The 12,728-nt window shown below is 74.2% G+C and carries 13 protein-coding genes; 7 read left to right on the top strand and 6 right to left on the bottom strand.

From position 1 onward, the window contains the following. Positions 1-160: 160 nt before the first annotated feature. Positions 161-610, top strand: a complete 450-nt coding sequence (locus tag Val02_RS39345; RefSeq protein WP_203904424.1) for a nitroreductase/quinone reductase family protein — start codon at positions 161-163, stop codon at positions 608-610. A 13-nt stretch (positions 611-623) separates the two neighbouring features. After that, the gene (locus Val02_RS39340; RefSeq protein ID WP_203904423.1) at positions 624-3,245 is read left to right on the top strand and encodes an ATP-dependent RNA helicase; all 2,622 of its coding nucleotides are present in this window, start codon (positions 624-626) and stop codon (positions 3,243-3,245) included. A 678-nt stretch (positions 3,246-3,923) separates the two neighbouring features. Here the strand turns inward: Val02_RS39340 and Val02_RS39335 are convergent. Next, on the bottom strand, positions 3,924-4,379 hold the full coding sequence (locus tag Val02_RS39335) for a response regulator transcription factor (protein ID WP_203904422.1): 456 nt from the start codon (positions 4,377-4,379) through the stop codon (positions 3,924-3,926). 4 nt (positions 4,380-4,383) lie between these two features. Further along, positions 4,384-4,905, bottom strand: a complete 522-nt coding sequence (locus Val02_RS39330) for a PadR family transcriptional regulator (protein ID WP_203904421.1) — start codon at positions 4,903-4,905, stop codon at positions 4,384-4,386. A 57-nt stretch (positions 4,906-4,962) separates the two neighbouring features. On the opposite strand from Val02_RS39330, the gene Val02_RS39325 reads away from it, so the two are divergent. Then, positions 4,963-5,973 carry an alpha/beta fold hydrolase gene (locus tag Val02_RS39325; protein WP_203904420.1) on the top strand — a complete coding sequence of 337 codons (1,011 nt, stop codon included), beginning with the start codon at positions 4,963-4,965 and terminating at the stop codon, positions 5,971-5,973. On the opposite strand, the gene Val02_RS39320 is transcribed toward Val02_RS39325, so the two are convergent. After that, a complete protein-coding gene (locus Val02_RS39320; protein WP_203904419.1) occupies positions 5,970-6,755 on the bottom strand; it encodes a hypothetical protein in 786 nt (261 codons plus the stop codon). The two genes, Val02_RS39325 and Val02_RS39320, sit on opposite strands and share 4 nt — an antisense overlap. A gap of 66 nt (positions 6,756-6,821) precedes the next feature. Between Val02_RS39320 and Val02_RS39315 the strand changes: the two genes are divergently transcribed. After that, positions 6,822-7,394 (top strand): HD domain-containing protein, encoded by a 573-nt coding sequence (locus Val02_RS39315; protein WP_203904418.1) that lies wholly within the window; start codon positions 6,822-6,824, stop codon positions 7,392-7,394. 20 nt (positions 7,395-7,414) lie between these two features. Here Val02_RS39315 and Val02_RS39310 read toward each other — a convergent pair whose 3' ends face one another. Continuing rightward, a complete protein-coding gene (locus Val02_RS39310) occupies positions 7,415-7,942 on the bottom strand; it encodes a TM2 domain-containing protein (RefSeq protein ID WP_239153677.1) in 528 nt (175 codons plus the stop codon). Between the two features lie 198 nt (positions 7,943-8,140). On the opposite strand from Val02_RS39310, the gene ald reads away from it, so the two are divergent. Further along, a complete protein-coding gene (gene ald, locus Val02_RS39305; RefSeq protein ID WP_203904417.1) occupies positions 8,141-9,256 on the top strand; it encodes an alanine dehydrogenase in 1,116 nt (371 codons plus the stop codon). After that, entirely contained in the window at positions 9,253-10,428 is a 1,176-nt protein-coding gene (locus tag Val02_RS39300; RefSeq protein ID WP_373318018.1) for a site-specific tyrosine recombinase XerD, read from the top strand. The genes ald and Val02_RS39300 overlap by 4 nt, the downstream gene beginning before the upstream one ends. Positions 10,429-10,432: 4 nt before the next feature. On the opposite strand, the gene Val02_RS39295 is transcribed toward Val02_RS39300, so the two are convergent. Together Val02_RS39295 and Val02_RS39290 are read right to left on the bottom strand one after the other, a co-directional pair. Next, on the bottom strand, positions 10,433-11,218 hold the full coding sequence (locus Val02_RS39295; protein WP_203904416.1) for a helix-turn-helix domain-containing protein: 786 nt from the start codon (positions 11,216-11,218) through the stop codon (positions 10,433-10,435). 12 nt (positions 11,219-11,230) lie between these two features. Beyond that, complete coding sequence (locus tag Val02_RS39290) at positions 11,231-11,617, bottom strand: nuclear transport factor 2 family protein (protein ID WP_203904415.1); 387 nt, start codon at positions 11,615-11,617, stop codon at positions 11,231-11,233. Between the two features lie 113 nt (positions 11,618-11,730). On the opposite strand from Val02_RS39290, the gene Val02_RS39285 reads away from it, so the two are divergent. After that, the gene (locus Val02_RS39285) at positions 11,731-12,627 is read left to right on the top strand and encodes a hypothetical protein (protein ID WP_203904414.1); all 897 of its coding nucleotides are present in this window, start codon (positions 11,731-11,733) and stop codon (positions 12,625-12,627) included. The last annotated feature ends 101 nt before the right edge of the window (positions 12,628-12,728 follow it).

Below are 12,728 nucleotides of genomic sequence, written 5' to 3'. Positions count from 1 at the left end.
GCGGATGGCCGATGACGGACTACCCGAATTCCTCCCACCCCCTTACCTGGACCCGCAGAGACGCCCACGCCGCAACATCTACCACCGGCGTCCCTGAGACGAATCCCCTTAGGGGACCGGCTCAGCGCGTTCACAGGCGGCGGGTCCGATAGTCAGCGGCATGTCGCGCGCACCAAGGCTTCCACCGCGCTGGTTCATCCGCCTCGCGTGGTCGACGCACCGTGCCCTCTACCGCCTCACCCGCGGCCGCATCGGCCTGTGGCCGCCCAAGAAGGGCCGCTGGGGCGCGTTACGCCTCACCACCACCGGCCGCCGCAGCGGACAGCCGCGCAGCGTCATCCTCGCCTACTTCGAGGACGGCCCGAACCTCGTGCTCATGGCCATGAACGGCTGGGGCGAGGGGGAGCCCGCCTGGTGGCTCAACCTGCAGACCCACCCCGAGGCGACGGCCGAGATCCGCGGCGGGTCCCGGCGCGTGCGCGGCCGCCGTGCCGTCCCCGCCGAGCGTTCCCTGCTGTGGGAACGGTGGCGCGCGTTCGACGCCGACCTCGACGCCTACGCGGCGCGGCGTTCCACGGAGACGGCGGTGGTGATCCTCGAGCCGCAGTGATCCTCGGGTGACAATGGGCGGCGTGCTTCCGATCAGCGACGTGGTGGACGCCTTGGCGGCCGGTACCGCGGTTCTCGTGGCTCCACCGGGGACGGGCAAGACGACGCTCGTGCCGCCCGCGCTCGCGAAGGCGTTCGACGGGAAGGTCGTCGTCGCGGAACCACGGCGGATCGCGGCGCGCGCGGCGGCCCGGCGCATGGCGGACCTGCGCGGCGAACGGGTCGGCGCGACCGTCGGCTACAGCGTCCGCGGCGACCGGCGGGTGGGGCCGCACACGCGCATCGAGGTCGTCACGACCGGCCTGCTCGTGCAGCGGCTGCTCGCCGACCCGGAGCTGGCGGGCGTCGGCACCGTCGTCCTGGACGAGTGCCACGAACGGCATCTCGACACCGACCTCGCCCTCGCGTTCCTCATCGAGGCGAGGCAGGCGCTGCGCCCCGACCTGCGGCTGCTGGCGACCTCGGCGACGGCCGACGCGCACCGCTTCGCGGAGCTGCTGGAGGCGCGGATCGTGGCCGCCGACGGGGTGCTGCACGAGGTGCGGACCGTGTGGTGCCCACCCGGACGCCCGGTCCGGCCGCCGCACGGGCTGCACGTCGACCCGGCGTTCCTGGACCACGTGGCCGACGTGGTGCGCCGGGCGTGGCGGGACGAGGACGGGGACCTGCTGGTGTTCCTGCCCGGCGCGGGGGAGATCGCGGCGGTGCGGCGGCGCCTGGGCGAGCTGCCCGTCGACGTGCTGCACGGCCGCCTCGCCGCCGGGGACCAGGACGCCGCCCTGAACATCCGATCGCACCGGCGGGTCGTGCTCGCCACGGCCGTCGCGGAGAGCAGCCTGACGGTGCCGGGCGTGCGGGTGGTGGTCGACTCGGGGCTGGCGCGGGTGCCGCGCACCGACCACGCGCGCGGGTTGGGTTCGCTCGCGACGGTGCGGGCGGCCCGGGCGAGCGCCGTGCAGCGGGCCGGGCGGGCCGGCCGGGAGGCGCCGGGTGTGGTGTACCGCTGCTGGTCCGCCCACGACGACGAACGCCTCCCCGCCCAGCCCGAGCCGGAGGTGGCCGTCGCGGAACTGACCGGGTTCGCGCTCGCGCTGGCCTGCTGGGGCCATCCCGACGGCACCGGCCTCGCCCTGCCGGACCCGCCGCCGGACGCCGCGATGCGGGTAGCCCGCACCACGCTCACGGCTCTCGGCGCGGTCGACCGGGACGGCCGGGCGACGCCGCGCGGCCACCGCATGTCACGTATCGGTGCACATCCGCGGCTGGCGCGGGCCCTGCTCGACGGCGCGCCCCGGGTCGGCTCCCGCCGGGCCGCCGAGGTGGTCGCGATCCTCGCCGACGACACGGTCGCCAAGGGGGACGACCTGGCGGCGGCCTGGCGCCAGGTCCGCGACGGCCGCGATCCCCGCTGGCGCGCCGAAGCGGACCGCCTCCGCCGCGCCCTGGAGACCACGACGGGCGCCACCGGAATCGACGACCCCGCCGGCCCCGCCCCGCCCGCGGCACCCACCGCCGTTGGCGCGGCCGGGCCCGGCGCGGTGCTCGGTGGCGCGGCCCTCGACGGCGCGGCCGCTGCGGCCGGGTCCGGTCGGGTTTCGCGCCGGGAATCCGGTGCCGGTGCCGACATGAGCGGCCAGGGCGCAGGCGGGGCGGAGACCGCCGCGGCGCCGCGTCGCGCGGGCGATGCCGGCGGAGTGGTACGCCTGCCGGACGACCTCGCCGCCGCACTCCTCATCGGGCTGGCGTATCCCGAGCGCCTTGCCCGCACCCGTGGCGGCGGCTACCTCATGGCCGGCGGGACGGAGGCCGCGCTGATGTCGGGTTCGGCGTTGGGCGGGCAGCCCTGGCTGGCGATCGCCGTCGCCGACCGGCAACCCGGTCAGGCCGCCGCGCGGATCCGGCTCGCCGCCGCGATCGACGAGGAGACCGCGCGCGAGGCCGGTGCGGCGCTGCTGTCCACAGTGGACGACGTGACGGCGGAGGGGGCGGAGCGCCGGGAGCAGTTGGGTGCGATCGTTCTGCGGCGGTGGGAGTTGACGGACCCGCCCCGCGAACTCGTGGAGCGGGCCCTGCGCGCGGCGCTGGCCAAGCAGGGGCCGCGCTGGAACCCGGACGCGACCCGACTGCGGCAGCGGATGGCGTTCTGCCGGGCGGTGGTCGGCGCGCCGTGGCCGGACGTCGACGACGCGGCCGTCGTCGCGCACACCGACCTGAGCGGCGTCACCAAACTGTCCACAGTGGACGCCGAACACACCGTTCGGGCGCTGCGCGCCATGCTGCCGTGGCCCGCCGCGCAGCACCTCGACACGCTCGCGCCGGACCGGCTGCCGGTGCCGAGCGGTTCGCTGATCCGGGTCGACTACAGCGATCCGCAGGCGCCGGTGCTGGCGGTGAAGGTGCAGGAGGCGTTCGGCTGGGCGCAGACGCCCCGGATCGGCGACGGGCGGGTCGCGGTGCTGCTGCACCTGCTCTCGCCCGCCGGCCGTCCGGTGGCGGTCACGCGGGATCTGGCGTCGTTCTGGCGGACGGGTTATCCGCAGGTGCGGGCCGAACTGCGCGGGCGCTACCCCCGGCATCCGTGGCCGGAGGACCCGACGACGGCGACGCCGACCCGCCGCACGAACCCACGCCGCTGACCGCGGGAAGATAGGCCGCCACCAGGAAGACCGCGAACAGCAGCAGGTTCAGGATCCAGCGCGGGTCGTCCAGGTGCAGCCCGTCGGTGAACCGCTCCCGCTCGGCGGCGGTCAGCGGGGTCGTGGCGCGTTCGTGGTCGGCGAAGTCGAGCCGGTCGCCGACGAAGACGACGTAGCTCCAGATCCGGTGGACGAAGTAGAGCGCGGCGGCCGTCACGATGAGCGTTCGTCGGGCCCCCGGGCGCCAGCCGAGGATCAGCAGTCCGGGGATGACGACGAGTTCGGTCGGGACGTTCGCCGCGATGGCGATCGGGATGCTCGGCAGGAACATCGCGACCATCGTCTCGCCGGTGATCGAGGGGCTGTCCAATGCGACGTTCCAGATGAGGAGCCCGACGGCGCCACCGAACGCGAACAGTGCCATCGCCGCGCAGCCCAGCCCGACCAGCACGTCCTCGGTCCACGCGCGCAGGGCGGGCCGGCGGGAGACGGCGAGCGCGGCGGACCCGATCGCGACCGCCCACGCGGCCCCGATCAGCAGCGCCACCGGCACCGGCACGAACGGCGACAGGGACAGCCCCTGGATGACGACGACGAAGACGGCGGCGAGGCCGTAGGGGATTCTCATGCCGGCGAACGCTAGGAACCGGCCGCGATCCCGGTCATCTGCCGAAGGGTCTAGTCCTGGTTTATTTCCTCGATGAGGCCGGCCTCGCGGGCGTGCGCGACCGCCTGGAGCCGGCTCGTCGCCTCGAGCTTGCGGAAGATGTGGTGCAGGTGCGCCTTGACGGTGCCGGGCGCGACGAACAGCGCCTTCGCGATCTCCCCGTTGGAACGGCCGGCGGCCAACTCGCGCAGCACCTCCCGCTCGCGCGGACTGAGCGGCTCGGCGAGGACCCGCCCGCCGGGGACGGAGACCCGCCGGGGGACGGTCACCCCGGCCGGTGCGGGGATCCGCGACACGGCGAACACGACCAGCGCCGCCATGAGCACCCCGAAGACCGGCATCGCCCACCACTGCCGCGCCCCGCGCTCGACCATCGCGAACGACAGCCCCACGACCACCATCGCCCACAGGAACAGCCCGCCGACGACGGCGGCGACCGACAGCGTTCTGACCACCCGTGGCGACATGCGCCTAATTGTGCTCGATCCGCTCGAGCGCCCACGAAGCCCAGTCGCGCAGCGTCTCGAACGACCGCAGCCCGTACTCCGCCACCAGCCGCCCGAACGGCAGCCCGCCCCCGCTGGCGGCGTCGGCGTCGGCGATCCCCTTGCGCAGTGCGGCGATCTCCCGTTCGCAGCTGTCGATCAGCGGAACGAGCACCGTGCGCGCGTCGTCGGCGTCCAATGTGGACAGCAGGAACAGCCGCAGCGTCCCCTCGTCGCGCACCACGAACGTCTCGGGCGGGTCGAGCATCCAGCGGCGCAGCTCGGCGCGGCCGGCGTCGGTGATGGCGTAGGTGCGCCGCCCCCGCGCGCCCTCGGCGGCCACCGTGACGAGGGAGTCGGCGGCCATTTTGGTCAGCTCGGGATAGATCTGGCTGTGCTGGGCGTGCCACGCGTAGCGCTGCAGCGCCTTCTCGAACCGGCGGGTCAACTCGTAGCCGCTGGCCGGCTCGTCGGAGAGCAGGCCCAGGAGGGCGTGGCGCAGCGACATGCCGACAGCCTACCTGACAGGATTGACATGTAGATTTTTACATGTCACTTTCGACGCATGTGGATTGCGGGCGGGTTGGTGATCGCGGTCGTGGCGGCCGGACTGTCCTATCGGAAACTGCGACAGCGGCGCGTCACGCGCGCCCTGCGCACCGGGTTCGTCGAGCGGCGCTACGTGCGCCTCGGCGGCGTCGACCAGTGGATCCAGGTCCGCGGCACCGACCGGAGCAACCCGATCCTGCTCTACGTCGCCGGTTCGGGCCTTCCGATGGAACCCTTCACCGCCACGCTCGCCCCCTGGGAGCGCCACTTCACCGTGGTGTTCTGGGACCGGCGCGACGTCGGGCGCACCCGTGGGCGCAACGGGAGGGCCGGCGCGGACGAGTGGACGTTCGACCTGCTGGCCGAGGACGGGATCGCGCTCGTCGAGCACCTGCGCGCCCACCTCGGCCAGGAGAGGGTCGTGGTGCTCGGCCACTCGCAGGGCAGCCTCGTGGCCACCAGGATGGTCCGCCGCCGGCCCGACCTCTTCCACGCCTACGTCGGCACCGGGCAGATCACCGACATGGCCCGCAACGAGGAGCGCACGCACCGCATGGCCCTGGAAAGAGCGATGCGAACCAACCGCCGAGCGGCCAGGGCACTGGAGCGCACGCCGCCGCCGTTCCGGACCGCTAAGGCGTGGATCACCAAGCAGCGCTGGAGCATGGCCACCGATCCCGAGTCGCGGCAGTGGCAGCGGGTCGCCGGCCCCGCGCTGCTGACCTGGCCGGGCTACGGACCCGGCGACCTGTACCGGGCGCTGCTCGGGGTGCTGTTCCTGCCGCCGCGGCTGTTCGAGGAGACGATGGCGTGCACCCCCGAACGCCTCGGCACCGACTTCGCGGTCCCCGTGTACCTGCTGCACGGCGCGGACGACGTGCACACCCTGCCCGACCTCGCCGCGGAGTACCTCGAGGCCGTCAGCGCACCGGCGAAGGCGTTCGTGCCGATCGACGGCGCGGGACATCTGGCGCCGTTCACCCAGGCGGAACGCTTCCTCGCCGCGCTCAAGGCCCACGTGCTCTAAGCGCGCACCGGCGCCCCGTGCGAACGCGCCATCGCCGTGCGGATCGCCGTCCCGCGCTCCCACAACAGCCGCTCCGCCTCCGGGGTCAGCGCCCGCCCGCCGAGCACCTGCGCCCGCGCGGCCCGCGCCGCCGACACCCGCGCCCGGTAGTCGCTGAACACCTGCACCTCACCGTCCTGCCAGGCGAGGTCGGTGTAGTCCATGCCGTGCCGGGCGCCCACTCCCAGCGTGAACACGCCGTACGCGTGCGCGCGCAGCAGCGCGTCGGCGGCCGCGAACGTCACCATCCCGTGCACCCGGTCCATCCACTCCCGCGTCGGCAGGCGCTGCCACTTGTGGCCCGCGGCCACCAGGCGGTCCAGCCCGTGCGTGTGCCAGCGCACCGTCCCGTCGCCCGGCCCGTGCAACGGCAACCGCCGTCGCAGGTCCCGCGCGGCGGCCGCGCTCCACGGCGTCAGCCGCGACGGGATCAGCACGATCGGGTCGCCCGGCGAGGCGTCGAACGGGTTGGGATCCACGAACGGCAGGTCGATCACCACAAGCGTCCCCGGCACCCGCTGGAAGGCCAGCCCCCACAGCAGCCGGCCGAGCAGCCGCGCGCCGCGCCAGTCCGACAGCACGTGCCACGTGTCGTGGAAGTAGTTGGTGCTGAACCGCGCGTCCGTCCCCGGCCGCAGCGTGATCACCGTGTGGTTGCGCCCGCCGAGGCGCAGCCGCCGCCGGTGCAGTTTCATCCCGTCGGCGATCGGCGCCGCGGGTCGTACGGGGAGCCGTGCCGACATACCATCCACTGAATCGCCCGAAAACCGTTTGCCACAAACGGTTTTCGGCCGCTGTACGGTTGCGCGATGCGTCCCGAAGCCCTCGAGCGTGCCCTTACCGAGCCGGGCCCGCCGCCCCTGCCGCCCGACGTCGCCGCGCTCCTGCGCGAGCTGGCCGTGCCGCCGCGGCTCGCCGCGCACCTGCGGATGGTCCACGAGGCGGCGCTCGCCCTGGTCGCGGGCGTCGCCGCGGGCTTCCCGACGCTGGCCTTCGACGCCGAGCGGACCTGCGTCGGCGCCGCACTGCACGACATCGGCAAGGTTCAGTTTCCGATGGAACTGGCACAGCCCGGCCACCTGCACGAAGCGGCCGGATACGCGCTGCTGCGCGATCGGCGGGTCCCCGAGGAACGCGCACGCTTCGCCAGTTCCCACGGAAACTGGAACGCGGACCGCGACACCGAGGAACTCCTGGTGAGCCTCGCGGACAAGATCTGGAAGGGCAAGCGGGTCGACGACCTCGAGCAGCTCGTCGTCGAACGCCTCGCGAGCACCGGCGTCGCGGCCTGGCAGGCCTTCGCGGACCTGGACGACATCATCGCGCCGATCGCCGCCGACGCGGACCGCCGCCTGGACTTCCAGAACCGCCACCCGATCTAGGCCGCGACCCGACCGCACCGCTACGACCGCAGCAGATACCCGTCGCTGTCCCGCTGCCGCCCGACCAGCAGCACGATCCCGTCGATCAACGGCCACAGCAAGATCAGCGGGATGAACAGCAGCCCGAACCCGAACGTCAGCAGCCCGAGGCACCCGAAGATCCCGACCCAGCTCCACACCACGGCGATCTGCGCGATGGCGAGCCCGATATGTCCGGTGTAGAAGCGCCCGACGCCGAACTGCCCCAGGAAGATCTGCAGCAACCCGGCCACGACCTTCGACTTCGGCGACAGCGGCTCACCCGTCAACGGGTCGAACGCGCCCCCGGCCCCCTGCGTCCACGGCCCCGGCGCCCCGTAGGGCTGCACGGCCTGCCGCGGCGGCACCGACTGCGGCATGCCCGGGTACGGGATCCCGGAGACCTGCTGGCCGTAGGGCTGCGGCGGCGCAGGCGTCATCGGCGGCCCCGACGCGGGCTGCTGCCACGCGGCCGGCATCGGCGGAATCGAGGGCTGGCGGGGATCGTCCCCGTACGGACCGTACGCCACGAACCCACCGTAGCGACCCCCGGCCAGCCCCGACACCGCCCGACCTGGTGGTGTTTCGCCCAGTGCTGACCGGCCGAAGCGCAGGTCACACTCCGCCGAACGGCGACACCTCCTTACACTCCGGGGGCAGGAGTGGTCACCTCGGCACAATCGCGGCAACGGAGCCGTCCCGCGGGGCCACCGGAAAGGGTGCGTGCCGTGAAGGTCGGAGTTCCCCGCGAGGTCAAGAACCACGAGTACCGGGTGGCGATCACGCCGGCCGGTGTCCTGGAGTTCGTCCGTCATGGGCACGAGGTGCTCATCGAGTCGCAGGCCGGAGCCGGTTCGTCGATCACCGACGAGGAGTTCGCGGCGGCCGGGGCCACCATCGTCGCCACCGCCGACGACGTGTGGGGCGAGGCGGGCCTCGTGCTCAAGGTCAAGGAGCCGATCGCCGAGGAGTACCACCGGATGCGCTCCGACCAGGTGCTCTTCACCTACCTGCACCTGGCCGCGTCGGCCGAGTGCACCAGGGCGCTGGTCGACCGGGGCGTCACCGGCATCGCGTACGAGACGGTCGAACTGCCGGACCGTTCGCTGCCGCTGCTGGCCCCGATGAGCGAGGTCGCCGGACGGCTCGCCCCGCAGGTCGGCGCGTACCACCTGATGCGCCAGGGCGGCGGGCGCGGCGTGCTGATGGGCGGCGTGTCGGGCGTCTACGCCGCCAAGGTCGTCGTCATCGGCGCCGGCGTCTCCGGCATGAACGCCGCCGCCATCGCGCTCGGCATGCAGGCCGAGGTGCTGCTGCTCGACAAGAACATCGAGAAGCTGCGTCAGGCGGACCGCATCTACCAGGGGCACCTGCAGACGGTGGCGTCCAACCTGTTCGAGATCGAACGGGCGGTGCTCGACGCCGACCTCGTCATCGGCGCGGTCCTGGTGCCCGGCGCCAAGGCCCCGCAGCTGATCAGCAACGAACTGGTCAAGCGCATGAAGCCCGGCAGCGTGCTCGTCGACATCGCCATCGACCAGGGCGGCTGCTTCGAGGACTCGCGGCCGACCACGCACGCCGACCCGACGTACCGGGTGCACAACTCGATGTTCTACTGCGTGGCGAACATGCCCGGCGCGGTGCCGCACACCAGCACCTACGCGCTGACCAACGTGACCCTCCCGTACGCCGTCGAACTGGCCAACCGCGGCTGGCGCGACGCGCTGCGCGCCGACAAGGCCCTCGCCCTGGGCCTCAACACGCACGCCGGGCAGGTCACCTACGGTCCCGTCGCCGAGGCGCACGGGATGGCCCACCTGCCCCTGGACGAGGTGCTCCGCTGAACGCAGTCGACCGGGCCGTCCGGGCCTACCTGGATCACCTGACGGTCGAACGGGGTCTCGCCGGCAACACGCTCGCCGCGTACCGGCGGGATCTCGAACGCTACGCGGCACACCTGGCGGCCAGCGGCGTCGCCGACCTCGACGCCGTGCGCCCCGCCGACGTGGCCGGCCACCTGGCGGCCCTGCGCGGCGGCACCGTCCCGACCGCCCGCACCCCGCCCGGCTCCACGCCGCACGGCATCGGGTCCGGCCCGATCGGGTCCGGTGCGGGCACGGCCGGCGGAGGTTCGGCGGGTGCGGGCACGGCCGGGGCCGAGCGAGCCGGGGGAGCGGCCGGGCGTGGCGGCGTGGCCGCCGCGGACCGGATCGCCGCCGGCAGGGGCGGGGTGGGCGCCCCGAGCGGCAAGAACGGCCCGGGCAGCGGCGGGAAAGGTGGTGCGGGGGAGAAGGGGGTGCGTCCGCTCTCGGCGGCCTCCGCCGCGCGGGCCGCCTCGGCCGTACGCGGCCTGCACCGCTTCGCCCTGCGCGAGGGCCTGACCGCGCACGACCCCGGCGCCGAGGTCCGCCCCCCGAGCCTGCCCCGCCGGCTCCCCAAGGCGATCGACGTCGACCAGGTCGAACGCCTCCTCGCCGCGGTCGCCGGCGACGGCCCGCGCCCGCTGCGCGACCGGGCTCTCCTGGAGGTGCTGTACGGCACCGGCGCGCGCATCTCCGAGGCGGTCGGCCTGGCCGTCGACGACCTCGACGGCGACGTGCTCACCCTGCGCGGCAAGGGCGGCCGCACCCGCCTGGTGCCGATCGGCGGCTATGCCCGCGACGCCCTCGACGCCTACCTGGTGCGCGGCCGCCCGACGCTGGTCGCCGCGGGCAGCGGCAGCCCGGCGGTGTTCCTCAACACGCGGGGCACACCGCTGTCGCGCCAGTCCGCCTGGGCGATCCTGCACCGGGCCGCCGCACTGGCCGGGTTGCCGGTCGACGGGCCGCACGCGGTCTCCCCGCACACGCTGCGGCACTCGTTCGCGACGCATCTGCTCGACGGTGGCGCCGACATCCGCGTCGTGCAGGAACTCCTCGGCCACGCGAGCGTCACCACGACGCAGGTGTACACGCTGGTGACGGTCGACCGCCTGCGGGAGGTGTACGCGACCTCGCACCCCAGAGCCCGCGGCTGAACGGCTACGCGGACGCGGTGTAGACGACGACGCGCAGGTCGCCCGGGTTGAGGGTCAGCACGTCCAGGTCCAGGTAGAGGTTGCCGTGCACCGGACTCGGCACGCACAGCCGGTCCGCGTGCCCGCCGGGCGTCGGCGGCGCGTCCCAGAGCAGGGTGAACTCGGGACTCCGCGCGCGCAGGTCGCCGATCATCGACGACAGCTCGGCGTCGGCCGGGTAGCGGCGGGCGGCGTCCCGCAGTTCGGCCACGACGGTGGCGCGGAACCCGGCCAGCCGCTCGGGGTCCCGGAAGACCGACGGGCCGGTCTCGGTGAACGCCCGCCAGACCACGTTGCGCTCGCGCCCGCGCTCCGGCACGGTGCACACGTCCGAGTGCCACAGGTCGTTGGCGGCCAGGACCGTCCAGGTCGCGTCGCACACGCACACCGCGACCTCGGTCAGGCGGTCCAGCATCCGGCGGGCCGGTTCGGTGATCTCCCGCGGGACCCGCCCGTCCGGCTCGGGAGTGGCGGCGAAACCGGCGAGCGTGCGCAGCCGGTCGTGCTCGTGCGAGGTCAGCCGCAGCGCCCGGGCCAGCGCGTCGACCACGTCGGGTGACGGCCGTCGGCGACCCTGCTCGAGCCGCTTCAGGTGTTCCTCCGACACGCCCGCTACACCGGCCAGCTCGTCGCGGCGCAGGCCGGGCACGCGCCGCACGGCGGGTAACGACGCCGGCACACCGGCCTCACGCGGTGTGAGCCGGTGTCGCAGGGACCGCAGCACGGTCCCGAAGTCGTCGTCCCGCCGCACGGCCCCATTCTGTCAGTCCCGGGCGAGACGCGGCCCACCCGGCACCGCGGCGTCCGCGGCGTCGACCGGCTCCATGTAGAACCGCGACCGGCGGATCAGTCCATCACGCACCGTAATGATGATCACGCCGCGCAGGTCCTGTCCGGCGGCCTTGGTGTAGTGCCACTCGCCCCACACCTCGTTCCCGACCTCGACCGCGTTCGTCATCTCGACGGTGATGTCCGGCGACATCTTGAAGATCATCTCCCAGTTGCGCCGCACCTGCTGCGGCCCGTGCACGTCCCGGGCGGGATGCGCCGGCCACTCGCCCACGAAGTCCGGGCCGAAGCAGGCCTCCACGCCGTCGAGGTCGTGCCCGTTCAACGCGCCGATCAGGCGTTCCACATCGGATCTGCTCATGTGGATCAACGCTATGCGGGATGCCGGCACCCCGCCGGGGCCAGGATGTACCACCCGGCGGCGGCCCGGGAAACCGCTGGCCGGCGCCGCCGCACCCGGGGACCATGCGACGCATGACGGTGTTCGCCTGCGCGGGGTGCGGCGCCCCGCTGACCGTGCCGTTGTCCCGGGTGGCGCTGCCCGCCCACGCCCGCCAGTACGGTTCGCACGTGCTGCTCGGCCCGCTGCTGGAGCCCGCCACCTACGCCGTGGAGACCCCGGGCGGCAGCATCGCCGTCGCGCCCGGCGACCTGCGCGGCACCGGGGTGATCCCCGGGCGCACCGGCGGCGACTGCTTCGGGATCACCGGCCCGGACGGACCCAACCTGGCCTGCGAACGCTGCGGCGCACCCGTCGCCACCCGGATCGACGACTGCGGCTGGTGGCAGGTCACCTGGCTGGAACCGGCGGCGGTACGCCGCGTCCCCGGTCCCGAGGCGCCGGTACTGACCTGGGCGGAACTGCGCACCGCGCGGCTGCCGGTGCCACCCGTCGAGGACGACTGCTGGAGTCCACTGTGGACGGCCGCCGTCGCGGCGGCGCTGCCGGGCGTGCTCGTCCGCTCGGGCGGCAGCCGCGTGGCCGTCCCGCGCGGCCTGCTCGCCGGCACGTTCGGCCGCGCGCTGGACGCCCTTCTTCCGCCGGGGCCACGCACGCGCACGCTCGGTCTCGACCGCACCGCCGACATCACCCTGGTGCCGCGCCACCCGCAGACCGGCGCGCACGACGACGCCGCCGGTGCCGTGCCGCTGGAGTACGACGTGTGGGCGTACCTGGCGCTGCACCGGGAACTGCCGGCCGCCGCCGAGCGCCACCGGGAGGAGCCGGCGCCGCGGCTCGCGTGGGGGGCGTTCGAGGCGGACGGGTACGTCTTCCGCGACGCGTTGCGGCGCATCCCGGACGCCGGCGAGCCGTGGCTGCGCGAGATCCGCGAACGGGTCGAGGACCGGCCGCTGCACTACCCGTTCTGACGCTATGGTGGAGCGGGCGCGCCGGGCGCCTCCGGTCCGCGGGCAGGGCTCAGCCCACCGGCGTCCACTGCGTGTGCACCACCCGGCCGACCTCTTTCCGG

Source organism: Virgisporangium aliadipatigenens, from assembly GCF_016863615.1.
Lineage (GTDB): Bacteria > Actinomycetota > Actinomycetes > Mycobacteriales > Micromonosporaceae > Virgisporangium > Virgisporangium aliadipatigenens.
This window is presented reverse-complemented; position numbering and strand designations above follow the sequence as displayed.